This window comes from Paenibacillus silagei (assembly GCF_017874735.1).
Classification (GTDB): Bacteria; Bacillota; Bacilli; order Paenibacillales; family Paenibacillaceae; genus Paenibacillus_AQ; species Paenibacillus_AQ silagei.
The window spans coordinates 231,716-257,086 of the sequence record NZ_JAGGLV010000003.1 but is presented as its reverse complement, the minus strand read 5'-3'; the positions used below and the strand labels follow the sequence as shown (position 1 = coordinate 257,086).

22 protein-coding genes and 1 pseudogene are annotated in these 25,371 nt (G+C 52.8%); 5 read left to right on the top strand and 18 right to left on the bottom strand.

Going from position 1 to position 25,371, the window contains the following annotated elements; genetic code table 11:
- Positions 1-450 precede the first annotated feature (450 nt).
- The 8 genes and pseudogenes from J2Z70_RS06605 to J2Z70_RS33135 form a co-directional block, all read right to left on the bottom strand.
- The gene (locus J2Z70_RS06605) at positions 451-2,985 is read right to left on the bottom strand and encodes an alpha-L-rhamnosidase-related protein (RefSeq protein ID WP_209870692.1); all 2,535 of its coding nucleotides are present in this window, start codon (positions 2,983-2,985) and stop codon (positions 451-453) included.
- A gap of 1 nt (position 2,986) precedes the next feature.
- Positions 2,987-4,414: an ABC transporter substrate-binding protein gene (locus J2Z70_RS06600; protein WP_209870690.1), complete on the bottom strand. Its 1,428-nt coding sequence runs from the start codon at positions 4,412-4,414 to the stop codon at positions 2,987-2,989.
- Between the two features lie 139 nt (positions 4,415-4,553).
- Positions 4,554-5,438, bottom strand: a complete 885-nt coding sequence (locus J2Z70_RS06595) for a carbohydrate ABC transporter permease (RefSeq protein ID WP_036728412.1) — start codon at positions 5,436-5,438, stop codon at positions 4,554-4,556.
- A 5-nt stretch (positions 5,439-5,443) separates the two neighbouring features.
- Positions 5,444-6,274: a carbohydrate ABC transporter permease gene (locus tag J2Z70_RS06590; protein ID WP_209870687.1), complete on the bottom strand. Its 831-nt coding sequence runs from the start codon at positions 6,272-6,274 to the stop codon at positions 5,444-5,446.
- Positions 6,275-6,467: 193 nt separating this feature from the next.
- Positions 6,468-8,570 carry an alpha/beta hydrolase family protein gene (locus J2Z70_RS06585; RefSeq protein WP_209870684.1) on the bottom strand — a complete coding sequence of 701 codons (2,103 nt, stop codon included), beginning with the start codon at positions 8,568-8,570 and terminating at the stop codon, positions 6,468-6,470.
- Positions 8,563-11,208 (bottom strand): glycoside hydrolase family 2 protein, encoded by a 2,646-nt coding sequence (locus J2Z70_RS06580; protein ID WP_209870682.1) that lies wholly within the window; start codon positions 11,206-11,208, stop codon positions 8,563-8,565. The genes J2Z70_RS06585 and J2Z70_RS06580 overlap by 8 nt, the downstream gene beginning before the upstream one ends.
- A 317-nt stretch (positions 11,209-11,525) precedes the next feature.
- Positions 11,526-11,669, bottom strand: a complete 144-nt coding sequence (locus J2Z70_RS06575; protein ID WP_209870679.1) for a hypothetical protein — start codon at positions 11,667-11,669, stop codon at positions 11,526-11,528.
- A gap of 96 nt (positions 11,670-11,765) precedes the next feature.
- Positions 11,766-11,972 (bottom strand): annotated as a pseudogene (locus J2Z70_RS33135) (protein tyrosine phosphatase).
- On the opposite strand from J2Z70_RS33135, the gene J2Z70_RS06570 reads away from it, so the two are divergent.
- Positions 11,955-12,260 (top strand): hypothetical protein, encoded by a 306-nt coding sequence (locus J2Z70_RS06570; RefSeq protein WP_209870676.1) that lies wholly within the window; start codon positions 11,955-11,957, stop codon positions 12,258-12,260. The pseudogene J2Z70_RS33135 and the gene J2Z70_RS06570 overlap by 18 nt on opposite strands.
- Before the next feature lie 53 nt (positions 12,261-12,313).
- On the opposite strand, the gene aldA is transcribed toward J2Z70_RS06570, so the two are convergent.
- A complete protein-coding gene (gene aldA / locus J2Z70_RS06565; protein ID WP_342592993.1) occupies positions 12,314-13,759 on the bottom strand; it encodes an aldehyde dehydrogenase in 1,446 nt (481 codons plus the stop codon).
- Positions 13,760-13,935: 176 nt separating this feature from the next.
- Here aldA and J2Z70_RS06560 point away from each other — a divergent pair, with 176 nt between their 5' ends.
- Genes J2Z70_RS06560 through J2Z70_RS06550 form a run of 3 tightly spaced genes read left to right on the top strand, consistent with a single transcriptional unit; the run spans position 13,936 to position 16,804 of the window.
- Entirely contained in the window at positions 13,936-14,685 is a 750-nt protein-coding gene (locus J2Z70_RS06560; protein ID WP_209870673.1) for a (Fe-S)-binding protein, read from the top strand.
- Complete coding sequence (locus tag J2Z70_RS06555; protein ID WP_209870670.1) at positions 14,682-16,109, top strand: LutB/LldF family L-lactate oxidation iron-sulfur protein; 1,428 nt, start codon at positions 14,682-14,684, stop codon at positions 16,107-16,109. Before J2Z70_RS06560 ends, J2Z70_RS06555 begins: the two co-directional genes overlap by 4 nt.
- Positions 16,106-16,804 carry a LutC/YkgG family protein gene (locus tag J2Z70_RS06550; protein ID WP_209870667.1) on the top strand — a complete coding sequence of 233 codons (699 nt, stop codon included), beginning with the start codon at positions 16,106-16,108 and terminating at the stop codon, positions 16,802-16,804. The genes J2Z70_RS06555 and J2Z70_RS06550 overlap by 4 nt, the downstream gene beginning before the upstream one ends.
- A gap of 38 nt (positions 16,805-16,842) precedes the next feature.
- On the opposite strand, the gene J2Z70_RS06545 is transcribed toward J2Z70_RS06550, so the two are convergent.
- The 3 genes from J2Z70_RS06545 to J2Z70_RS06535 are packed head-to-tail and all read right to left on the bottom strand — an operon-like array spanning position 16,843 to position 19,064.
- A complete protein-coding gene (locus tag J2Z70_RS06545; protein WP_209870664.1) occupies positions 16,843-17,454 on the bottom strand; it encodes a sugar O-acetyltransferase in 612 nt (203 codons plus the stop codon).
- A gap of 28 nt (positions 17,455-17,482) precedes the next feature.
- Positions 17,483-18,169 carry a bacillithiol biosynthesis deacetylase BshB2 gene (gene bshB2 / locus J2Z70_RS06540; protein WP_209870661.1) on the bottom strand — a complete coding sequence of 229 codons (687 nt, stop codon included), beginning with the start codon at positions 18,167-18,169 and terminating at the stop codon, positions 17,483-17,485.
- 22 nt (positions 18,170-18,191) lie between these two features.
- Positions 18,192-19,064 (bottom strand): LysR family transcriptional regulator, encoded by an 873-nt coding sequence (locus tag J2Z70_RS06535; protein ID WP_209870658.1) that lies wholly within the window; start codon positions 19,062-19,064, stop codon positions 18,192-18,194.
- A gap of 111 nt (positions 19,065-19,175) precedes the next feature.
- Here J2Z70_RS06535 and J2Z70_RS06530 point away from each other — a divergent pair, with 111 nt between their 5' ends.
- Positions 19,176-20,576 (top strand): MFS transporter, encoded by a 1,401-nt coding sequence (locus J2Z70_RS06530; protein WP_209870655.1) that lies wholly within the window; start codon positions 19,176-19,178, stop codon positions 20,574-20,576.
- A gap of 38 nt (positions 20,577-20,614) precedes the next feature.
- On the opposite strand, the gene J2Z70_RS06525 is transcribed toward J2Z70_RS06530, so the two are convergent.
- The 6 genes from J2Z70_RS06525 to J2Z70_RS06500 form a co-directional block, all read right to left on the bottom strand.
- A complete protein-coding gene (locus J2Z70_RS06525) occupies positions 20,615-21,946 on the bottom strand; it encodes a serine hydrolase domain-containing protein (protein WP_209870653.1) in 1,332 nt (443 codons plus the stop codon).
- A gap of 96 nt (positions 21,947-22,042) precedes the next feature.
- The gene (locus J2Z70_RS06520) at positions 22,043-22,351 is read right to left on the bottom strand and encodes a hypothetical protein (protein ID WP_209870650.1); all 309 of its coding nucleotides are present in this window, start codon (positions 22,349-22,351) and stop codon (positions 22,043-22,045) included.
- A 56-nt stretch (positions 22,352-22,407) separates the two neighbouring features.
- On the bottom strand, positions 22,408-22,950 hold the full coding sequence (locus J2Z70_RS06515) for a GNAT family N-acetyltransferase (protein ID WP_209870647.1): 543 nt from the start codon (positions 22,948-22,950) through the stop codon (positions 22,408-22,410).
- A gap of 16 nt (positions 22,951-22,966) precedes the next feature.
- Complete coding sequence (gene bshB2, locus J2Z70_RS06510) at positions 22,967-23,683, bottom strand: bacillithiol biosynthesis deacetylase BshB2 (protein ID WP_245368026.1); 717 nt, start codon at positions 23,681-23,683, stop codon at positions 22,967-22,969.
- 23 nt (positions 23,684-23,706) lie between these two features.
- Positions 23,707-24,051, bottom strand: coding sequence for a YojF family protein (locus J2Z70_RS06505; RefSeq protein ID WP_076075603.1), 345 nt, complete (start codon positions 24,049-24,051; stop codon positions 23,707-23,709).
- Positions 24,052-24,168: 117 nt separating this feature from the next.
- Complete coding sequence (locus tag J2Z70_RS06500) at positions 24,169-25,239, bottom strand: hypothetical protein (RefSeq protein WP_036728437.1); 1,071 nt, start codon at positions 25,237-25,239, stop codon at positions 24,169-24,171.
- Positions 25,240-25,371: the final 132 nt, after the last annotated feature.

Here is a 25,371-nt window from a genome sequence, read left to right as displayed (position 1 = left end):
TAATTTAAATGTACGAAATACATCTAAACGAATAATTGGTTTGAAATCAGGCGTTCTAGTTGTACGAAGTACAATTAAGCCTGCCACTAGTTTAAATCTGACCATATACTAATGCAGAGTCAGATTTAAAAAGGTGGAGTGGGCGCGATGAGGCCTGAAGGACTATAAGAGTGAAGTCATTGAGCCAGATGTATGCGAAAAATCGTGCTCATTATGCTGGAGCAAAGAAAAACCGATCACAATTGGACTGGGAGCGCTGCGTAGGCCAAATGTAATCGGAAAACCGATCACAATTGGACTGGGAGCGCCACGTAGGCCAAATGTAATCGAAAAACCGATCACAATTGGACTGGGAGCGCCACGTAAGCCAAATGTAATCGAAAAACCGAACATAATAGTAGGTGGTTCGAGCTTACTGATTCAATTTACCGTATAAAGTCTGATGCTATACTAGCAGTTAAAGCCCCTAATGTCGATCTCTATCCGGCCGATGTCACTCTTCTGAACCTCTCCATTCGGAAGAATAACAGTAATGGCTGAGCCGGGTGTCCAGACGGCTTCCATGTGGAACACTTCGATCTCCGCCTCTGTAGTGATCTCCCAGCTCACGGTGATAAGGCCCTGTTCTGTGCTTACGGCTCCGCTGGCGTATTGTAGCTCTCCGCAATGAGGCTGCAAAATAATGCCATCTATGTCCTGCCGGACCCCCAATATCCCTCTGGTGAATTCAGTAATCGGCAGTGCGCTCCAGGCATGACAGTCGCTTCTGGTGTCCGCAGAGTCGATCTCGGGAAGTGTGGTCAGACCCAGCGCCAGCTGCTTCATCCAGCGTGCCCATAGCCCGAAAGACCGGTCATACATTCCGCTAAGCTCCAGTGCGCGGAACAGATAATAGCTCATTGGCAGCGAGAGCTTAGCCATTGACGTATCGGTCAATACCGTTTGCAGCAGAGCCTCTCCCTCCGCAGCAGACACAGTACCGGCAAGCACTGCCCAGACCTGCGTGTGCTGGCTGAGCTGTACCTCTGGTCCTGCCTCCGGGCTGTCGCGGAAGAGCGGACTGTCCGCTTGGCGGCAGTTATCCAATACCGCAGCGTTAACTGCGGCCTTGCGCTGGCGCAGTTCTGCGGCAATCTGTGTCCAACCGCTCGCTTCCAGCAGCTCGGCCGCTTGCCCCAGCGTAAAGGCATACATTAGACTCATCAGAGTGGCAGGTGCCTCATTCGTGCAATCCGGAGCGCCAAGCGGCCATTCTTGTACCCAGTCGTAATAATTCCAGTACTGGCGCGGAGTCCGGTCAACCAGTCCTTGCGGCGTCAAGCGCTGATCGAACCAGTCCAGCACGGACAGCATGGCCGTCCGGTAATGCTTCACCAGCGTCAGATCCCTGAAGACCCTGTAGTGGTCATGAATCATTCCGATCCAGTACAGGGAGAAGGATGGAATGACCTGCGGCAGCACTGAGGGATAGCGGCTTTGCAGCATCCCGCTTGGCAGCTGCGAAGCTCTGTAGTCCTCCATGGCCCTGCGGGCCAGCCTGTCGTCTCCTGACAGCAGGTACGTAAATTCCATCATCAGCCTGGTATCCATTGTGTATTGCAGCTGTTCATAATAGGGAGTGTCCTCATAGGTCTCGTGCATACAGCGGCTGAGCGTCCGTACACTCAGCTCCCAGAGACGGTTATACCGTTCATCCGAGCAGTGAAAGCTCCCTTGCAGCTGGAGCGGGTAACCGGTCTCCCTGTAGCTGATTCCGGTTATCCTCAGCGGTTCGGTTCCGGCATGAACCTCCAGCCGCATATAACGGAAGGTACGGAACCAGAACGGCTCATAAACTTCGGGCTGGTCTTCTGTGCCGTAACCGGCTGGCCGGTAGCTGTCGTAACCGCCCCGCAATACCTGCTCCCTCATCTCATCGCGGACGGCTTTGCGGCGGACTTCCTCATCCCCTGTCTCTTCTTCATAGCATTCGGCGTATTGGAGTGTAATGAGACTGCCTCCTCCGCCCTGGAGCTTAAGCTGCAGATAACCTGTGGTCAGCTCGCCTGCATCCAGCTCCAGCCAGAGCTGCTGTCCCGCCTGGACAAGTACACCTTCAGCAGGAGGCCCTTCAATAGAAGGGGCAGTGCTGCTGGCTCCATCGCGCAGCTCCAGACGATGCCCGGCCGTGAAGAGGGCCTCTCCCTCCCCGCAGCTGCTGCGCATCAGCTTCCGGAAGCATTGTTCCTGCTCATACAACAGCGGAACCGGACGCCGGGCCAGCTGCCAGGGGGTCAGTTGACCATAGTCATCCCTTACCGGCTGTACTATCCGGGCAGCACTCCAGGCACTGTCATCATATTCCGGCAGCGTCCAGTCCCGGAGTACCGTGTCCCCGGCGGCCTCTTCCAATCCGCCCATCCAGCGCATCATCGGGAACGGGCGGAGCCGGTAGCTGAGATCCCGGATACCTTTCCAGGAAGTATCCGTACGCAGTTCCTGCACAAGCTGCCCGTCCGCTGTAATCTCAGCTTCTACAAGCAGACCGCCTTGCTCTGAACGCCATACAGATAAAGGACCGTCTTCCCCCATTTCAAAGGGAGCGGTCCCGGCATAATGAACCACTGTAACAGCAATTACATTGATCCCCGGCTGCAGGATGCCCTCCAGGCTGAATTCCTCATAATATTGTACATGTTCATGCCCCTTGCAAGGCCCCGCCCATTGGCGCTGCCCATTGACGAACAGCCTGTAGCGGCTGTCTCCGGTAATCGCCATATTCAAACTGTACGCCTTGCCTGTACCGGCTGGCAGCTCAAACACTCTGCGGAAATATACCCGCTCATGCCGCGCATCCTTGTCCGCATTGCCTTGCTCTTCCTGCAGCCAGATCCAGCGGGCGCTCCAGTCTCCCCATTCTTTTGCCGCCATGTTATCCGCATCTCCCTTCACCTTCATATAAACGGCATCGCCGCCCTTCAGAAGGACGGCGGTGTTTGACTGCATTTTATTTGACTTTATCGAGATAATCCCGCTGGAATTCTTCCGCCGCCTTATCCAGGATCTTCTGCGGATCTGCATTCTTGTCGGTTAGCACGGATTGCAGCACGACATCCAGCTTCTGATACAATTCCTGGGCATTGATGGGCTCCTCCGCCCGCATCCCCTTACTGCCGTTGTCCATATAATCACGGAACATGTCCAGATTCACGTTGTTGTATTTGTCGAGAATTTTCTGTTCCTCCCCAATACGCTTCTCATCGGTCCAGATCCGCAGCCCGTAAGGGCCGATGATCAGCCCCTGATCGCTGAGTGTCTTCTTCTCGATATCCCAGCCGGTCAGAGCCTCCTCTGAGGATTCGGGTGTGAATCCATAGGTCTTCAGCCATTTGAAGCCGGCATCAATCTGCTCCGGGGTTACATTCGGCGAGAACATATACAGGCCGCCCCCCAGCAGGGTAACAGGTTCTCCGATCGGACCTACAGGAAGTGCTGACATGGCAATATTGTCCTTGGACATCTTGGTCTGCTGCTGGATAACCGGAGGCCAGTCGTTGGTGCCGAAGCTCATCGCAACCTGATCGGTTCCGAGCATACGGAACATGTCATTGGTGACATCCACCAGATTGTTATCGGGCAGCACATTGTATTTCCATTTCAAATCCTTCACATATTGCAGCGCCGCAGCAGCCTCAGGAGAATTGAATACCGCCTGCCATTTGCCGTCAACCTGCTTCTCGAATTCCGCACCGTAAGCCCAGGCAATGTTCATGAACATCCAGCCGCCCTGGCCGCTCTTCGTCGGCAGGAACATTCCGGCTTTGCCGGTCTTTTGCTTGATGATCTGCGCCGTTTCCGCCAGCTCCTCATACGTCTTGGGGAACTTCGGAATCCCCTTGTCATCCAGAAGGCCCGCTTCCTTGAAGAGATTCACATTATAGAGCATGCCGATGACATAACCGTCCTTCGGAATCCCGTAATACTTGCCGTCCTTGGTCACCATTTTCAGAAGATCCGGGTTAATGGCCTTGTCATATCCATACTTCTTCATCGTGTCTGTGATATCCGCTGCGTAATTAGCTTTAATGATTTTGCTGGTTTCGGTGAAAAAGGTCTCGTATACCGTTGGGAGCTGGCCGCTCGCCGCTTTGGGCAGGAACGAGCTGACGTCATAGCCCCATTCATCCTTGTCCACCGTAATGTTCGGATAATTGGTTTTCATCTTCGCCATGAGCTGTTCATACTGGGCGATCTTGGCTTCCTCATTCGGCTTCGGCCAGTTGCTGACCTTAATCGTTACCTGTTTGCCGGCTGCTGCATTTCCGCTCCCGCCTGTTTGTCCTTCATTGGAGCCGCCGCAGCCGGCCAGTCCGGCGGCCGTAAGCAGGGTGAGCGCCAGGGTTGCGGTTAGTTTCTTGTGGTGTGCCATTCTCAATGTAATTCCCCCTATAATTATTCTTATAGCAATTCCGCATTTTGTAAAGCGCTTTCTTTAATGCTGAGATCATCTTACCATGCGTCCTTTAGAGCGCCCTACGGGGCAAAACTGTGAAATGGTTTGTGATCGGGTGACATTACCCTTTAATGCTCCCGCCGAAGGCTTGCCCGTTCATGATGTACCTTTGGAAAAAAATAAACAGCACAATCGGCGGCAGGATAGCAAATGTCAGGGCAATAAACTGAATGTCCTGCGGTAATGTCGCTTTTAAATTATAGATAGCCACAATGACCGACCAGGTCGATTTATCCTTCAATACCATGAAAGGCCAGAAGAAATCCTGCCATACACTATTCATCGTAAGAATCGTAATCGTGGCCATAACCGGGCCGCTGAGCGGAAGAATCACCCGGATGAAGATGCCGATAGTGCTCGCCCCGTCGATCTTGGCCGCTTCCAGCAGTGCCTGGGGAATGGAGTCGAAGAAGTTCTTGAAGATCAGTATCACCACCGGATTCACGGCAGCCATGAACCACATCGGCCAGAAGGTATTGGTCAGATTCACATGCAGCAGCGGGAAATCAATCAGGTTCTTGAACAGCGGCACCATGCCCACCGTATTCGGAACCATCATCGTCCATACAATCAGCACGAACAGCAGCGCGCTCCCACGCGGCTTCAGCTTGGAGAAGAAATATCCGGCCAGCCCGTTAAAGGTGAGGCAGAACAGTACAGAACCGGCAGCCAGGTAAGCTGTATTCAGATAGTAACTGAGGAAATTGAACTCCTGCCAGGTCTCCCACAGCTTGCTGAGATTAAAAGTACGGGGAATTAAGGTAGGCGGAATCGCATAGAACTCCTTAATGTCCTTAAGGCTTGAGACCATGATCCAGACTGGAGGCAGGATACAGACGGCGGCGAGCGCAATCATCAGAAGGAACAAGCTCCAGTACAACAGGCGCACCCAGGGTGATCTGTATTCAATATTGCCGATAATGCCGTAAGCTTCATTGGTTTTCATGGCTTCTACTCCCTGTTCAATTTCTTATCCAGCCTGAAATAAATAACGGTAAGCACCATCAGGACAAGAAAAGTAATAACCCCCAGCGCCATGGAATGGCCTGCCTCGAAACTGCGGAATGCATAATAATAGCTTTGCAGCATCAGCGTCATGGAAGCATTATTCGGTCCGCCCTCGGTCATGACCAGCGGTTCGTTGAAGATCTGAAATACCCCGCTGATCTGCAGAATCATCATCAGTCCGATCATGCTGGAAATTTGCGGAAGGGTAATGCTTCTGAAGCGCCGCCATACATTGGCACCGTCGATCGAAGCTGCTTCATACAGATCATGATTGATACTCTGAAGGCTTGCCAGATAGAGCAGCACCGTCCCTCCGAAATTCCGCCAGGTGATCGTGAATATGATCAGCATTATGGTCATCTTCGGGTCCTGAAGCCATTGCTGTACCGGGAATCCCAATGCACTCAGCATACTGTTCAGCAAACCGCCCTGCCCGGGCTCAAACAGGAACATCCATAACATGGAAGCCGCAATACCGGGAACCATACTGGGAAAAAAGACGGAGAAGCGGAAAAAGGACTTCCCGTGTCTGAGTTCATTAATTACAACAGCGACTACAATCGGGACGGCAAAGCCGATCAGCAGCGACCAGATCACATACATAAATGAATTGACCAGTGTCTGCTGAAATGCCGAATTCTGAATGACATCCTTGTAGTTCTGTAATCCGGCAAAGCTTACAGCATTATAACCCTCGGTGTTGAAGAAAGAGAGCACAATCCCCTTGACGAGCGGTTGCCAGGAAAAAAAGAAAAAGACTAACACCGTTGGCACTATTAATATCCAGGAGGACCAATCTCTGAGCAGTCGCCGCAGAGGATTCCCGTTCTTTTTCTTTGCGATAAAAGGCTTTGCTTCATTGATTCTTCCAATCATGCTCCTGTCCTTCCTTCCTCCCGGAACCGTAATTCACTCCGGTCAGGCGTTGTATAGTTGGTATACCTTCTGTACCGGTTAAGCTGCCTGCTCAGGCTTCAGACAGCCCGGAGCTGATGCACAGCACAGCCGCTTCCGCGCGGAAGGCCTCGCTTGCGGGATTGGGCTGCTCCTCCAGAATGCGGAGAACTGACTGCGGCTCTACACCAGGCTGTGGCACCCGGGAAGGCGAGACCTCGGTCCAGTTCAGTTCGCCCCTCAGCCTGTATGACAGTCCGTACAGATAATAACCTGCACTTAACGCGTCAGTGGATGGGCTTATCCCCTCCTGCCATGAGCAGACTTCAAGGGGATGCCGCTTGTCCGGCAATTTCCCGGCCGCAAGCGTGATGCGCTTGTTACGGATCACCTGCTTGTTCTGTTCCCATGCCTGCTGGTCCAGGCTCTCCAGCTCCAGCCGGTATTCCATGCCTTGCTCTCCATACAGTGTCCAAGCTACCGGACTGCCTGCGGTTACTAACTTAGGCGCCTCCAGAAAAACCGGCTGACGGGCCGGGATAAACCGTTCAGCCTGTTCCCATTCTCCTGCAGCCGGACTGCGTCTGCGGTAATGAACCGTCCCGGTGAAGTCAAGCTCCTGATCCTGCAGCAGAGCCTTCAGGCATAGGGCCGCCTGCTCGTAGAGATCCGTACAGTTGTTATGGCCGAAGCGGTAGCCAATCTCATGACGCAGCGGAATGCCATAGCTTCGGACCAATGCGGCAAAAGCAAAGCTGAACCGGCTGAGAGTGAAGGCATCATGTGTACCGTGATTGATCAGCAGCTTCGTACCGCTCGACTTCAGCCCTTGCAGGAAGAACCCGGATTCGAGTCCGGCAGTTTCCTTCAGAAGGCCGGAGTCACTTTCACCTGTAAGTGTCCACAGAAGAGTCTCAATTGCGGTACTTCCTGTCACCGGATGCCGCCAATTTTGCTTCCAAATATCACGGTAACCGGTGTCCACCTCTGCTACATGCCAGATCAGCGGACAGGCGCCTTCCGCATACTCTCGGATAAGTCCGTTAAGGATGAGCGGCGGTGCATAGCACAGTGTGTAACGTACCCGGTAAGGCAGCCGGTGCGGGTTGCCTCCGGCCAGCAGCGCAGTCAATCCGCCGCGGGAACCTCCCACAGCCACTACCTGGTCTGCATCACCGCCATAGCGGTCCTGGGCGCTGGCAATTGCCGCCCCGATCCCTCCATAGATTGAGCCTTGCAGGGAGCGGCTTCCGATGTAGCCTCCGCCGTTCCAGAGAATGCCAACCACGCCTTGTCCCGTGCCGGCCAGCGTCTTGCCTATGATCTCCAGAAATGAAGGTCCCACGGTACTGAAGGTGTTCTCATTAGCGTCGTAATAACCATTGAACAGCAGCGGATACCTCTTGGCGTTCGCCGGATTCCAATAAGGCGGGAGAATATAGGAAGCCAGGCTATACCGGTTCTCCGAAACCAGCAGCCTGTTGCTGATCAGCTGAAACACAGGTGCATCATATACCAGCGCCCCTTCTTCCCTGGATTCATTAATGAAGACCACAGGATATCCGAAGGTCTTGAGCATACGGTCACTCAAGGATACGGCGACCAGATCATCGACGGCATAGAGACTGTAACGGTCCCCGATGTAGTGCTCGAATTGCGGAGTTCTCAGTGTTCGCTCCAATTCACCCTCACCAAACAGCTCATAATCTTCCGTGTTATATACATAAGGGCTGTCGGTGTCGCTGTTATAGAGCCTTACATGCTCGGAAATAACCTGCTCGCCCGCTTCGTCCATGCGCAGCGTTCCAATGCCGTCTGTTCCTCCATAGCGGAACCTGCCTCCGCCCTCTGCTGAATCGTTATCCCAGTGCGATACTACCGGGAACATATTGGTAAGCAGCGGGCTGACAAGTACGAACACGCCTTCCGCTGTATTGCTGTTCCAGGCTGCTGCTTCAGCTTCAACGGTATCTTCATAAAGTGTGGACCACCGTGCATTAAGGTAGGTCACCTCGCCGCTGCGCTGACAGGCCAGCTTCAGAATGGAGCGATGCCGTCTTAGATAGTCCGCCACTGCCCGGCTTACCGGAACGGTAACGGGCTCATGCCCGCCCGCTTGAACATACCGGCTTAGCGGTACGAATGGCCCTGGAACATAACATAATGGTCTATTCACGATTCTCCTGCCCCCCGTCCGGTTTGCTTGTGCCCTGGACAGCCAGGAACGATTTGAACTGTATAACCGGCAGGTCACCGGAGATGCTGTGATTCTTCCCGGCCAGGAATCCTCCCGCCTGTCTCGGCGTGCAGGTCACCGTCACCATTCTTGCCTCACCAGGGAACAAGGTCAGGAACTGCTCGTCTGCTTCCATCCAGTAGCGGTTTCCCTTCTCTTCCGCATGTACATGCAGCAACGCTTCACTGCCTGTATTAGCTACCATGAAGCAGGCTTGCAGACTCAGCTCTCCGGTAACAGCGGGCAGCCATCTATTCTCCTGGCGCACCTGAAGATTGCCGCCTGTAAGCGCTAACGCTGGTGCGTACAGATGCTCCCTGGCGGTAGAGAATACATATACATTCTGCTGCGGTTCTTCTTCACGGTTCATAAAGGACAATCTGACGAAATATAACTGGTCCTCCAGCTCAGGTACTGTGAACTTCAGGGTCCCGGCGCAGACTGCCCGGTCTCTGTCTCCTTGGGTTATGAAATGCTGCCGGTGCAGGCTCCGGCCCGCCGAATCCAGGACCTCCGCATCAGCTTCACACGATTCCCCTTCCCAGCCATGTACGTATACATCTCCTTGGAAACCGGTACCCGGTGTGAGCAGCAGACTCCGGTAGTCCAGTGATACATGCAGTGGACGGAAGGCCTGTTTCATCCAGTGGTAAGCCATCTTCGGTTCACCATAATAATCAACCACATTGGTACAGGACACGTTCGGCCAGGGTTCGTTGAGCTGCCAGACAATACTTCCGCTGTTCCGGAACTTGCGCCGCCGGTTGGCCTCCAGCACGAAGCGGATTCCTTCCGCCTGAATCCACTGGCTGCAGGCGGAGAATTGTGCCAGGTCTGTCAGACTGCCGAATATTTCTTCATCCCGGCTCAGCGTATCCCACCACTCCCCGTGATGTCTCCAGACTGCACTGTTCTCCATGGAGACCGGCTGGCTGTGCGCTGCGCCCAGGAATTTCTCCAGACTCTTGAGTGAACTCAGACCGTCCACCCCAAATTCACTGTGCAGCAGATTATCGTTGCTGCCATATAGCTCATAATGATGCGGGTTGCCCATGTACTTCCAGTGACCGTGTACATCATGCCCCTGCCCCTTGGTCTCGCTAATATACTCCACCGGACCGGAAGCCGAGGTTGGCAGGAACAGCCGCTGCGGATCATACTGCTCAACGAGTTCCTTCAGCATTGCCAGATTGGAATCGCTTAAGTCCGAAGGCTTATTCGGCTCGCTCATTAATTCATTGCCGCCACTCCATATCGTCATGGCGACATGATTACGCTTCGCCTTGAGTGCTGAGCGGGCGGACTGGTGCAGCAGCTCAAGGAACTCCGGCTGCTTGGAAGGAATATTGTCAATCCCCGAGCTCGACTGGATGAATTCCTGCCAGACCATAATGCCGTTCGCATCGCATAGGTCGTAGAAGACCTGCTTCTCAATGATCCCCCCGCCCCATACCCGGACAAGATTGACATGAGCCGCCTTCATGAGACGGACCATAAGCTGATACTGTTCGACTGTTATATTTCCGTAGAGATGGTCCAGAGGGGTCATATTCACCCCTTTCATATAGATCCGGCGGCCGTTGATGACCACTGTATAGGGCAGCGCATTGTCAGGACTGTCAACATTTCGGATATAGTCAAGCTTGCGGATTCCGGTTCGTATAACCCGCGTATCCAGTTCCTTCCCGTCTTCATCCAGCAGCTTCAGTTCAAGACAGTAGAGCGGCTGCGCCCCGTAACCATTCGGATACCATAGCTCAGGTTCAGGGATATCCAGCGCGGTCTTGAGCATCGCTCCAGCACAGACGGGAAGCGTCTGCACCAGCAGCGGATTACCTCCGGGATCAGAGCAGGTAATATTCGCCGTCAGTGTCCGGGCAGGCTCTGCTCCAGAAGTGGATGAAACGGCGGCCTGTATTTCAATACAGCCAGCCACCTGAGTGCTGCCGTCCTCTTCAACCTCAGCATCGGTCGTGATGGACATTTCACCCCACGAATAATCCTCATGTATCCTTAGCAGCACATCATCCCAGATTCCAATGTTAACCAGCCGGGTAGAGAAATCCCACTTATAATTGAACCGGCTCTTCTGTGTGAAGGTGGCCGAGGTTTTGCCGATTTGCCCCATTTCATCGGGCGCCTGCTTCAGAAGCACGGAGATCTCAAGCTTCTCCCTAACGGATAGCAGCTCTGTAACATCGTACACAGCCGGATCAAACATTCCTTTATGCTCCCCAAGCAGGATATGATCAGCGTATACCGCTGCTTCATAATCAAGCCCCAGAAAGACCAGCTCAACTCGGGACCCCTTCAACTCCGGTCGTTTCAAGGTCATACGGTACACCCACCAGCGATTCTCTACCCATTCGCAGCTCAAGCTGTTCAAGTCCTCATAGGGATTGGCAATCCAGCCCTGTCTGTAGAGATCGTGATGAACTCCCCCCGGCACCGTTGCCGGCATCCAGTCGGTCACCCCCATTAATTCCTGGCCAAGCTCCATGCTTGTACCCTTCAGCGGCACCCAAGGCCAATATCCTTTGACTTCCCAGTTCAATTCGTTCAACAGAATTTCTCTCATCGCTTCTTCCGTTCCCCCAGACCCTGGTAATTTGGCGCTGCCACTAACCAAGAGCGGCTCTGGCGCCAGCCCGTTAATGCGCTTACAATCCATAATTCCTGCCGTTTCATTACCAATGATAGCACCGCGCTCCCGAATCCGAAGGCCCCCATATCTGTGAAATCGTTTGTAAATCTGCTCAATTGCGGATGAACATCAAACCTCATTCTATTACGTCAGCTGCTGCAACTGCTTGCTTCAGATTAAAACTCAAAGCTTGGTCGTCGCTGCGGTGAACATTTGGACTTCCGGCCGCTGCCCAGTTTGGATTTCTTGATTTAAACCGCTCTTAGCAGTAGAAATCCAAACACAAAGGCGGTCGCTACCGCTCCTCCAGTTCCAAATTTCCCCTCCGCTACTTTTTGCTTTTTGTTAATTTCTTTGGTAAGTCTTACATCAAGTGCTGCCTTACCTTCATCCATATCCAAAAAAGCCCATCTCTATGAGATCAGCTTTTTTGGCTACAAAGGTTATACAATCAGAGGTCAGCTTGACGGGCTCGTCTGTCTGCTTGTACTTCATTCCGGGACTTCTATATAATCGGATACTCTGGATTTCAATATTTCTATTAGTTCTTCATCCATAAATCTATATCAACCTTCTCAAATGCTTTTTCTCCATTACAACAAATCTGACCATCCGATATGGCCTTCATTCACCTTAATTCTTGCAGCTTCTTCTGTACCTGCCGACCTCACCACGTAACCATGAATTCCGTCAAAAATCTTCTAAGCGGTCAGACTGCGCCATTTATTACATTTGGTCCACTCGCCCCCGCCACGCTGAATGTGATCGGTTTTTCGATTACATTTGGTCCACACACCTCCGCTGTGGAGAATGTGGTCGGTTTTTCGATTACATTTGCCCCACGCGCCTCCGCCGCGCCAAATGTAGTCGGTTTTTCGATTACATTTGGTCCACGCGCCTTCGAAACACCCCTTGTAGTCGCTTTTCCGCCTACATATGCCCCTGCCGCCCCTCGCATCTGCCTCTCCGAAAAACAACAAAAATAACGGCCCCCAAAACATGGGCCGCTATCTGCAAGCAGCAAACAATCGCTGCGTATTCAGTTAACTGACTTGTCGTACTGCAAGTAGACGACATGCGTCTGGAGGTATTCGTTCAAGCCGTGCTTGCCGTCAGCGCCGCCGATGCCGGATTTTCTCCAGCCTGCATGGAAGCCCTGCATCGCTTCGAAATTCTCGCGGTTGATGTACGTCTCCCCGTATTTCAGCCGCTTGATTACTTTCATGGCGACATTCAGATTCTGGGTGTACAGCGATGAGGTTAAGCCAAATTCACTGTCATTAGCGAGTGCAATCGCCTCATCCAGGGTTGAGAATGAGATGACAGGAATAACCGGACCGAAAATTTCATCCTGCACAATCTCCATCTCATTCGTAGCGTCTGTGATCACTGTCGGCTCAAAGAAACTGCCGGTTCCTGCTACTTTTTTACCGCCTAGGGCGATTTTAGCCCCTTCTTGAACAGCCCGGTCTACCTTCTGCTGAACCGATTCCTGCGCGGCCTTGTTGATGAGCGGTCCCATCTGGATGTCTGTGTCCTTGAGCGGGTCTCCGTACTTCACGGCCTTCATCGCTTCAACCAGCCGCGTAGTGAACTCCTCCTTGATATCTTCATGGACATAGACACGCTCCGCACAGTTACAGACCTGGCCTGTATTAATGACCCGGGAAGCCACAATCGCCTGAACAGCCAGCTCCAGATCGGCATCCTTCATGACGATGGCAGGCGCTTTGCCGCCCAGCTCCAGGCTGACCTTGATGATATTCTCAGCCGCCGCCTCCATAACCTTCTGCCCTGCCGGTACGCTGCCGGTAAGACTAACCATGCCTACCTTCGCATTACTGGACAGCTCGTTGCCCACTTCTGCACCTCTTCCTGTAATAAGGTTGAATACCCCCTTAGGTAATCCGGACTGATCCACGATCCGGCTGAACGCCATGGCATTGTTCGGAGATTCCGCGCTGGGCTTCACGACAATCGTGTTGCCGGTGATGAGCGCCGGGGCCATTTTTCTAGCGATCAGGAAGAACGGGAAGTTCCAGGGCAGAATGCCCGTGGTGACGCCAATCGCTCTTTTGAATACAAAAATATGCTCATTATCACGGTCGCTCTGCACGATCTCCCCCTCATAACGCCGTGCCCATTCCGCCATATAATCCAAATAATCCGCAGTGAAATGAACCTCTACGGTGGATAATTCCAGGGTCTTGCCGACTTCCTCCGAGATCAGCCTGGCGATGCTGTCCGCCTCTGCCCGAATCCCGTCAGCAATCGCATGCAAATACTTGCCGCGCTCTACCGCCGGAGTCTCCTCCCACGCTGCCTGGGCCTGCTCTGCTGCATCAATGGCACGTATGACATCATTCCTTGTAGCCTTGGGAACCTGTGAGATCACTTCATCGGTTGCCGGATTGGTAACATCCATCCACTCTTTGCCTTCGGATTCCGTAAATTGGCCGTCGATATACATCAAATGCTTGGTCACTGTTTCTCCCCCTCAAGGTAGATTATTCCATTATCCCAATTACCCAATCATAGTGTAAACGCTATCAATATTTATTGTCAATAAGTTTCACATTTTTTATTTGTTTTTGTGTTGTTTTTCATTGACTTATTGAGTTAAGCTGTGAACATAGGTTTTCATTGATGGGAGGGGTAGGAGTGCGAGTCAGTATTTTTTCTACTTGTTTGGTAGACCTTATGAGCCCGAATGTCGGGATTGCCATGGTGGAGGTCCTGGAGCGGCTTGGCTGCGAGATCGATTATCCCGCTTCACAGATCTGCTGCGGCCAGCCTACCTACAACAGCGGTTATCTGCAGGAATCCAAGCTGGCTATGCAGAACATGATACTGGCCTTCGAGGCTTCGGATTATGTCGTAGGACCATCCGGCTCCTGCATCGCTATGTTTCATGAATATCCGAAGATCTTCCGGGGTGACCCCGATTGGGAATTGAAAGCGGTTGCTTTGAAAGAGAAATCCTACGAGCTGACCCAATTCATTGTCAAAGTACTGGGGGTAACCGATGTGGGTGCAACTCTCGAAGGCACCGCAACCTACCATCGTTCCTGTCATATGACCAGACTTCTCGGAGAGAAGGAAACCCCCTTCCAGCTGCTGGAGCAGGTGAAGGGACTGAAGCTTGAGCCGCTCAAGAACAGCGATAACTGCTGCGGGTTCGGCGGAACCTTTGCGGTGAAGATGCCTGAAATCTCGGAGCAGATGGTGGATGAGAAATGCGGCTGTGTCATGGATACGGGAGCGGATATTCTAATCAGTGCAGACATGGGCTGTCTGCTGAATATCGGGGGACGCCTGTCACGTAAGGGTGAGCCTGTAAGGATCATGCATATTGCAGAGGTATTGAATCAACATCAGCCTGTAGTTAGCAAAGGGGGAAGCCGGACTTGAGCCTGCAGACGGATTCACGTAATTTCAGCGAACGGACGACGGATGGCCTTGGGGATTCCTTCATGCGCAGTGCCGTGGGTTCGGCGCAGGACAGTCTCAAGACAAGACGTCTGTCTGCGGCCACTGCGCTCGGTGACTGGGAGCAGTGGCGGAATGTAGGCCAGCTTATCCGCCAGCACACTCTGGAGAATCTGGATTATTATCTGGAGCAGCTTGCCGGCAATATTGAGCGACAGGGCGGGCATATCTATTTTGCAGCGACCAAAGAAGAAGCCAGCTCTTATATCCGGGATGTTATTGTGCGCAAACAAGCCACGAAGATCGTCAAATCGAAATCCATGGTCACGGAAGAAATAGAGCTGAACCGCGTTCTGCTTGAAGCAGGCTGTGAGCTGACGGAGACGGATCTTGGAGAATACATCCTCCAGATGGATGATTGGGACCCACCCTCGCATATCGTGGCTCCCGCCTTGCATAAGGACCGGAGGCAAATCAAGCGGGTATTCACAGAGAAGCTTGGTTATACAGGCGATGAAACTCCAGAGAATCTGGCCGGATTTGCCCGCACGGTCCTGCGGCAGAAGTTCCTGGAAGCGGAGGTCGGAATTACAGGCTGCAACTTCGCCATAGCCAATCTCGGAGCGATTAATCTCGTCACCAATGAGGGCAATGGCGATCTTACGGCTGCCATTCCCAAGACGCATATCGCGGTAATGGGCATGGAGCGGATTGTGCCGACTCTGGAGGAGATGGAGGTACTGGATAATCTGCTCTGCCGCAGCGCCGTAGGACAGAAACTAACCAGCTATATCACGGTTATGGGTCCTTCAGCGGCGGGTGAGACAGACGGCCCTGAGGAATTCCATCTGGTAGTCGTCGATAACGGGCGGTCCGATATTCTCGGAAGTGAATTCAACGAAGCGCTGCAGTGTATCCGCTGCGGTGCATGTCTGAACGTCTGTCCGATCTACCGCCATATCGGCGGCCATGCTTACGGATCGATCTATCCGGGGCCGATTGGGGCGGTCATCACCCCGCTGCTTGGCGGTTATGACGATTATAAGGAGCTGCCGTATGCTTCCAGCCTGTGCGGGGCGTGTACAGATGTCTGTCCGGTAAAAATCCCGCTGCATGAGCAGCTCATTATGCACCGCCAGAATATTGTGAAGCAGAAGAGGACCGGCGCTGCCGACCGGATCCAGATGAAGGCCGCCGCCAAGCTACTCTCTTCCCCTGCCCTGTTCGGCAAAACCCTGCGGTTCGCCCACTCTGCAAGCCGGATGATGAGCAAGCAGGGCCGTATTGTAAGAGGACCAGCCTTGCTTCAGGGCTGGATTCGTTCCCGCGACCTGAAGCAGCCCGTCAAGCAGAAGGACAGCTTCCGGGCATGGCTGGAGCAACGGAAAGGAGGCGCAGAGCAATGACAGCAACCACCAACACGAGCACGAACAGAAACACGAATAAGGAGGCTTTTCTGAATACGATTGCCGCCAAGCTGGGCCGGGAACGGAGGACTGAGGTTCAGCGTCCTGCAATCCGGGAGTTCATTCCTGACAGCTACGGCCCGCTTACCACGGACAATCTGGTGGAGATTCTTAAGGAACAGTGCTTCTTCATCCACACCCAGGTAATTGAATCGACACGGGAGCTGTTGCAGAGAACGTTAGATGATCTGATAGAGGCAAATGGCGGCGGGAACGTGATGACATCCGGTGATCCCCGGTTCAGGGAGTACGGGCTGGCTTTCCCGGATGCTGCCGTATGGGAAGAAGCTGCGGGACGGGCGGAGAATATCAGGCGTGCTGAATCGGCGAATACAGCCATAGTCTTCGCCGACTGTGCACTTGCGGAATCTGGAACGGTTGTTCTGGAGAGCCGCCCCGATCAGGGCCGGTCGCTCCATTTCCTGCCCGCCCATTATATTGCGGTGGTTGAACGTGAGAAGCTGGTGCTCCGCTCCACGGATGCCGCCGCAGCGCTTAACCGGAGAATTCAGGACGGGGAACCGGTGGGTTCATCGATTAACTTCATCTCCGGTCCCTCCAATTCCGCCGATATCGAAATGAAGCTTGTCGTCGGGGTACATGGGCCGCTGAGGGCTACTTATGTGCTAATTTAGAACGAATCCTGTCCCTTAAGGACGGTATAGCAGCGATTCTACACGTAGTCCGTGACGTCAAATTCTCTATCCTTGTAATAGAATTTCCGGTCTTCCTCCGTGATCTCACGGACAATTCTGCACGGGCTGCCTACGGCGATCACATTATCCGGGATATCCTTGGTCACTACGCTCCCCGCTCCGATAACTACATTATTCCCGATGGTTACCCCCGGATTCACAATGACATTGCCGCCGATCCACACATTGTTGCCGATGGTGATGGCAATCCCGTATTCATAGCCTGAATTCCGGGAATCGGGATGGACAGGATGTCCTGCTGTGTAAAGCGATACATTCGGAGCGAACATGACATTCTCGCCGATGACCACCTTGCCTACATCGAGAATCGTACAGTTGAAATTGGCATAGAAATTATTCCCTACAGTGATATTCGACCCATAATCGCAGCGGAAGGGAGTCTCAATATGCACAAGCTCCCCCGTCTTGCCCAAAAGCTTGCGGATCAGCCCGTCTCTCTCCTCATGAGCGTCTGGAGAAAGTGAATTGAGCTGGTGAACCAGCAGCCTGGCGGCTGTCCGCTCTTCAGTTAATCCGTCCAGCCACGCTTTATAGGGTAATCCTGCAAGCATTCTATCTTTTTGATTCATTAGATTCATAGGTGATTCCTGCCTTCTCTTAGTGTTGTGTGTTCATGGGGTAGGTCCAGAAGGCTTCCTGCCCGAAGCGGAGCTGAATCTCCTCCGCCGTCAGCTCCTGATTGCCGACAAGCTCCGCCGCTTGGAATTGCGAACGGTGTGCCTGGATAGAAGCCATCTTCTTGTCCAAGTATGCGGTGACATCGACATGCACATCCGATAGTCCGATATGCTCCTCATGGCCGATGGAGAAGGCGCAACAGTGGACAACCGGCCGATCAGCGGCAGGCAGGCGGTGGACTGCCCGGATGACCGCCGCTCCGGTGGCATCGTGATCCGGATGCACGCTGTAGCCGGGATAGAAAGTAATCACTAGGGACGGCGTCAGCTCCCGAAGCAGGGAAAGTATTGTATACTCCAGCAGGCGCGGGTCGTCGAACTCGATCATTTTATCGTGGAAGCCCATCATTCTTAAGTCCTGTATCCCGATAGCTTGACAGGAAGCACGCAGCTCCTCCCGGCGGATCTCCGGCAAGGTTACCCGGTTCGCGAATGGAGGAATCCCCATATTCCGGCCCATCTCGCCCAGCGTCAGGCAGGCATAGGTTACTTCTGAGCCTTGCTCAATATACTTCGCCAGTGTGCCAGCCGCTGTAAAAGCCTCATCATCAGGATGCGGGAACACCACCAGTATGCGCTTGTGTTCTGTAATCTGTGTGTCGTTCATAGGTTCATTCCTCCCGGTGACATTATAGCTTAGCGAAATATTCGATAACAACCTCGCGGAAAATCAGGCCCGCCTGTGAAATATAGCGGTTCTTATGCCATAACAAGGCGATTTCCCTGACCAGTCCCTCGTCTTCCAGCGGAATCAGACGGATATGATCCTGCGCATTCCTCGCCGTACCCGGGATGAAGGCTAAGCCGATTCCGGCTTCCACCAGGTCAATCAAGCGGGCCGGTTCGTCTCCCTCATACACATAGCGTGGCAGGAATCCTGAAGCCTGGCAGACGGAATCCACCAAATCTCGAATCCCGTAACCTTGTTTGACACCCACAAACCACTCATTCTTAAGCTCTATCAAGGCGAGGCTCTTGCGCTCCGCCAGAGGGTGAGCGGCTGGAACGGCAAGGTAGATGTGATCGTTACAGACCACCTGACATTCCAGCTCTTCCCCTCTGACCGGAGGAGAGGACAAGCAGAAATCAACTTCTCCCCTCTGAAGAAGGGGAATCATCTCCTGCATGGGCAGCATTTGTACGTGAAAATGGATGTCCGGCAGCTTGAGGCGAAACTCCCGGAGAATACCGGGCAAGGTACTCGCGGTGGTTACCGCTAATTCAAGGTTGCTGGACTCCAGGCTGGACAGGTCCTTAAGCTCCTGCCTCCCCTGTTCCAATTCGAACAGCGCCTTCTCTGCACGTTGAAGAAATCGGCGTCCCGGCTCGTTCAACCGCAGCTTCCTCCCGCTCCGGTCGAACAATGGAACTCCGAGATCCTCCTCAAGCCGCTGAATGGTCTTGCTCAGTGAGGATTGGGTAACATGCAGCCTGTGTGCAGCCTCGGTCATATGCTCCAGGCGGGCAACCGCGATGAAATACTGCAATTGAAGAAGCTCCATATCCCGCCTCCATTCATTCCCTCAAGTCTATGAAATCATAACATGAAATGCGTTGGAGTAAATAACTCATATCCTGTACGATAACTGTACAGCACTTGAGGGGGAATAACAATGAATGCACGCAACTGGTGGTTAATGATATCCGTTGGGCTGGGAATCATGCTTAACCCGCTTAACTCTTCGATGGTAGCTGTGGCAATCCCCAGGTTACAGCATGTGTTCGGGCTTGAGTTCACTGTGGTTTCCTGGATCATTTTCTCGTTCTATATTGGCAGCGCTGTTGCCCAGCCTGTCATGGGCAGAGCCAGCGATATCTTCGGCCGCAGGAGAATATTCCTGGCCGGACTGGTAATCGTCTTCGCAGCCTCCCTGCTCGCCCCTTGGTCTCCGGGCTTCGGGGGACTCGTTGTTCTGCGGATTATCCAATCTATTGGAACCAGTATGGTGGTGGCTGTAGGGATGGCTATCATCCGGGTGAATATTACAGACAGGCAAGCCTCTGCTCTATCCCTGCTGTCGATGTTTACATCAGGAGCGGCAGCGGCAGGACCGTTCATCGGCGGGGTCTTGATCCATGTGTGGGGCTGGTCTTCCATTTTCTACATCAACCTGCCGTTTGTAATGGCGAGCTTCCTGTTAGCCTGGAGAACCATCCCGCAAGATAAGCCGTCCGCAGCCTTATTACCCAAGCCGTCCTTGCGGCAATGGATGAGCCGGATGGATGTGCCTGGAATCCTGTTGTTCACTGTGGGGCTGGTGGCTGTACTTGCGCAGATGCTGTCGGCCAAGTCCTCCGGTCATGTCTCCCTATTCAATGTAATCATCGGCCTGTCCGGGTTCATCCTGCTTGCGGTCTTCGTAAGGCATGAGTTAAGAACAGCCATGCCCTTCATTCCTCTGCGTACCTTCGCCGGGTATCCCGGGCTGATCCGTGTCAACGTCGAATTCATGCTGGTTAATCTATTATTTTATTCCGTCTTCTTCGGTCTTCCATCTTATTTGCAGCTCGTTCGTAAGGTCAGTGAATTCCACACCGGGCTTCTGATGTTAAGTCTGGGTCTATGCTCACTCGCCGTTTCTCCAATCGCCGGAAGATGGATCAATGCCTCAGGGCCCCGGCCCGCACAGGCAGGTTCGGCAATCCTCATGACCATCGGGTCGCTATGGATCGTGATGCTGAATCCGGCATCGCCTGTAATCAGCATCATCCTGGTCCTGGCTGCCTTCGGAATCAGCAACGGACTGAACAACGTCGCCATGCAAGCCGCCTTGTTCAACCACTCGCCAAAAGAGATCATCGGGGTAACCTCCGGCTTATTCAGCACCTCCAGATATTTCGGGACGATCCTCTCCTCCCTGCTCATCGGAATCATTATGGGCGACCAGTTCAGCTTCAGCGGATTCCGGCTGCTGGGAATGATCCTCACCGTGATTGCCTTGTGTCTGCTGTTCATATCCCGGCGGCGTTCCCGCAAGACCAAAGACTCCCATCACAGTCTTGATGACCGCTAGGGAGCGCTTGGAAGACGGGTCTTACCCCACTGAAAAATCTAGGCTTCGTCCAAAAGCTGCTGCAGCTTGTCTGCAACGGCTTCACTGTCCGGGTATATTGTAGCAGCGCAGGTAAGAATGCGTATTGCTCCCTCCCGGTGACCGCCATAACTTAAGGTATCAGCAATCCGCATAAATTCAAAATCCGCTTCATAATACTTATCCTGCTCTAAGCGCCGGATACGCTGGTATTCGTTAATGGCCTCACCTGCGCCGCTCGTGACAACAGTCTTGGCAAGATGATGTACCATCGACTGCTTAAGCTGGCGGACCTCCATGCCCAGCAGCAGATCCAGAATAGGACGGGTCACACTGCCCAGCCACACATGGTCACAGTTGGTCATTACAGAGATGCCGAGATTCTCATCCGGCAGCAGAATCAGCTCACTAAGGAATCCGGTATCCCAGCCGGAATGCGAGAGTATCCGTGAGCCATTATAGTGGCCCAGGAACCAGCCCAGCCCCACAGCTTCATGCTCCGGCCCCCAGCCTGTAGCCATAGTAGGGTTCCACATCTGATCATAACTGCCGGGCTGTAAGGCGTTATATCTATCCTTAGCTTTGCCCTGACCGAGCTGCATCAGCATATATTGGCACATCTCCTGCGCATTGGTATACAGTGTGGAGCTGGGAGCATGCGCTCTATTGTAAGGGAACACTTCACTAACATATGGCCCGTACCCTGCAGAGCTCCTCAGCACATGGGGCGCAGCCAGCACCTGTTCAACCTCCATTTTCAGAAAAGAACTCGTGCTCATCCCAGCAGGCTCCAGAAGATGCTGCCGCATATACTCCTCGAAGCTGAGGCCGCTAACCTTGGCAATCAGATCTCCAAGAATTTCATAAGCGATATTACTGTATGCAAAATGAGTACCCGGATCACTCAACAGGCCGAGATGGCAGATTCCTCTGACATACCTCTCAAGACTCTCTTCATCATATTCAGGCCGGTCCCAGGCATAATCCTCCTCATCCGGCATCCCGGAGGTGTGATTCAACAATTGTCTGACCGTAATCTGATGATAGCGTTCATCATTCATTTTGAAATACGGAAGATAGCTCACTATAGGTGAGTCCAGCTCTACCTGCCCACGCTCTGCCAATTGCATCACAGCCGTAACTACGAAGGTCTTGGAGACGGATGCCTGGTGAAAAAGAGTGCTGTTAACCACTGGCTCCCCTGTAGACACATTAGCGCTGCCATACTCTCCTGTAAAAAGAATCTTGTCCTCACTAACGATCCCCACCTGCAATCCGGTAAACGGTCCATTCTCCATAAAGCGGGTCAGCATCGTGTGAAGCTCTTGTACTCTGCTCTGATATGTATTCATTCTGGGTCCCCCAGTTCTTATATGTACTGAATCAATATAACATCCGGGGAGCGCACAGAATGTGTAAAAAACAGCTTAATCCGAACTTTACTCAGCCTATCCCTCAACCACATCGGCCCGCAGGTCCGTGGCAATCTCAAGGATCACGGGTACAATAGCCTCCGTTGACAAGGCAACGTACAGATCGCCCATATACAGACGGAACGGATACTCCGTCCCCTCATGGCTCCACATGAAAAAATCTCCATTAATCGACATCGTGCTCTCTGCACCTTGTACGGTGTAGACCCCGGAATAGCTGAAGCCGGATTTATCGACAAAGTATTGCTTGCATTCCTCTAAGGCTAGCGCCTGCTCTGCATTCTCTTCCTGCATGGAACGGGTAATTCGTAAACGCTGGCTCATTGGTGATCCTCCACAATGTTAATATTTAAGCTACTAATCCGTTAGTGTTAACTCCATTAACTAATATCAGCCGGGTTGATAATCGCGAGAATCTGGTGGTCTTTCCACACCCCGCGGATTTTCACATTCAGACGGGCAATGCCTTCCTTATGGAAGCCTGCATTCTCCAGCACACGGATGGAGCCGGGATTATCCGGTGAGGCTTCCCCAGTAATCCGGTGGAACTTCAGCTCCTCGAAGGCATAGCGCACGACCTGCTGCACCGCCTCCGTCATATAGCCTTTTCCGTTATAGTCCTTGTCCAGACTGTACCCGATCATACAGCTCTGCAGCGGTCCCCGCACCACAAAAGACAGACTGACAGTACCGATAATCCGGCGGTCAGCCTTGTGAATGACCAGGAAGTCGTATCTCTCATCCGCTGCCCTGAACTCTTCATACTGCGCAAGCTTGTCCCGCTGGTACTCCTCTGTATAGAAATCCCCGCTGATCTCCGGTGAATGTTCTTCAAAAAATTCACGGTTACGCAAATACATCCCCGTCAGCTCCGTGGCATCTCCCGCCTCAGGGTAGCGGATGTATACCCGTTGTTCTGTCATCTTTACGCCTCCATTCTTAATTGCAGCACAATGCCGCTTCCTCCGGCTGTTCCTTGCATTCTGGGAACCGGTAGGTCCAGAAGCGTTCCGTACCATACTTGCTGCGGATTGCTGCATCGGTGGGTTTAAGGCTACCAAGCACTTTATCCTCCTGGAACTGGGTGCGGTGCGCCAGAATGGAGTTGATTTTGACAGTGATAAAAGGCGTTACATCGATGACTGCATCGGCTGCTCCAATCCGCTGCTGATGGCCGTTCGAGAAGGCGACACTATGTACAACCGGACGTTCCGCTGCGGGCAGCCGGGCCATTGTACGGATCACCGCAGCACCAGTGGCATCATGATCCGGGTGCACGCTATATCCGGGGTAGAACGTAATAACCAGCGACGGGGCAAGCTCCTTCACGAGCGATTCCATCCGCTGATCCAGAAGCGCCGGGTCTTCGAACTCAATCATTTTGTCATGGAAGCCCAGCATCCTCAGGTCTTGAATCCCAATGGCCTTACAGGAAGCTTCGAGCTCCGCTTGGCGGATGGCTGGCAAGGTCGTGCGGTTCGCAATGAGCGGAACGCCCATATTCCGGCCCATCTCTCCCAGTGTCAGACAGGCATAGGTCACCTCTGCACCTGCTGCGATATACATCGCCAGCGTCCCGGATACGAAGTAGGCTTCATCGTCAGGATGGGGAAGTACCACCAGGATTCTTGCATGGTCCATAGATTTATTATTCATGTCTGCTTACTCCTCCAGTATCATTAAAAAGGGCTCCGGCTAAGCTGCAACGCCACGATCAGCTTGCCCATACTGTCATGTCCGGCCAGAATCAGCCGCTCGTTATCCTGCTCATCCACATGGGTCAGGCCTTCTGCATAGATCCAGCCCTTCTCTGTCTTCAAGCCCACCCGGTAGGGTCCTGTCCCTGAGATGGAGCCGTTCGTGTAACGGATCTCGGCATTGCTGATGAACACCGAGCCCGGAGCACGGGAGCTGTCGAAATGGCTGGCATAGGCTCCGTTTGTAAGTTCAAGATGGATATATAGATCCTCAGAGACGAAATCGTCGATCCGAGTCTGAATAGCTTGGGGTTGAATGAGCTGCATAATGTCCTCCTAGAGTGTAAAAGAATAGCTGGTTCCGGTGCATTTATTATACATGAAAAAAAGAGCCTGCCCAAGGAACTCTAAGAATTCCTTAAGCAAGCCTGGAGATGCTAAGAATTAAAGATTAACTATAGAGAAGACCTTATCATTGATGAAATAGACGTATTGGTGGCCGTACACTACATACCCGTCATAAACTTCGTCCGGGTCTCCCCAGGAGAGCAGAAGCTCTGTGATCGTCATGCCGCTGACCGCCCGCTCTTCACGGATGGCTGACCACATTTTATCGCTGATCTTGAACTTCGTTTGCGGATTCTTGAAAAACAGTACCTCTTCGACATACTCACTAGGGTCATCACGAGGTTCAATCTTGAGCGGAACCTCCTGCCCGTTGGCCCGGCGGATGATCATTTCTAAATTACCATTGGCCGGGTTCGGGCGGAAATTCGCGATGGTTGCTTTCTCAAAGTTCTTGAACGGACTATCGGTAATCATGGCGTTGCGGGTCCACACCGTTAGTCCATTATAGTAATACTTCAAATAATCAATATTCTCCATGGTGTACATGGTATTGTCCACAAAATCGTTCAAGTCCAGAACCCACTCGGTTCCGGCTTCATTTTGCATCACAAAGTTCTGGTTGTTGTCATCAACATACTGTACACTTTTCACCCAATGGCTTCCCGGATGTCCATATAAGTAGACCTTTTTGCCAAGCACAATGCCCATCGTTCCAGGCAGCTTGCTGATCGCGTACAGCATACTGTTGCTCTTATTCTTGCCATCCTCAGTGCTCCAGACGAACAACGCTATGGCGCTGGAGGCATATTTGCCGTCAATCGCTCCGAGCTTGAGCAGGGTTTTGAAGGCTACGTAATTGGTGCTTTTGTACAAAATAGAGTTATCCTTGTTCAGCTTGGCGCTTCCTTTGCTGCCTGTGAGCGTTACGCCAGTGGCATCTGCCGCCACAGTGAAGCCCGGGATCTGCCCGGCCAGCTTAACCGGAACATAGGCAGAGCCATTCACGAGTACAGATTTGGCTGGCGAAATAAGCAGGTTGCCTTCGACAAACGTAGCAATTTCCGTGTACACCGGTGCGGCTGCGGCCGCTGCCTGTCCGGCGCCTCCCGGATAGACCAGTCCGAGCGCAAGCAGCAGAGTGGTGAGCAGTAATGCAAGTTTTTTCATAGATGTTCTAATTCCTTCCCCCGATGTAAGTTAGGTGTCCCGGCAAGGTGCCGGAATCTTCCAGATCAGTACATTCGACAAGAAGTTAATTATTTCCTCTATATAAAATCACTTATCTGTACTCCTTCAGCC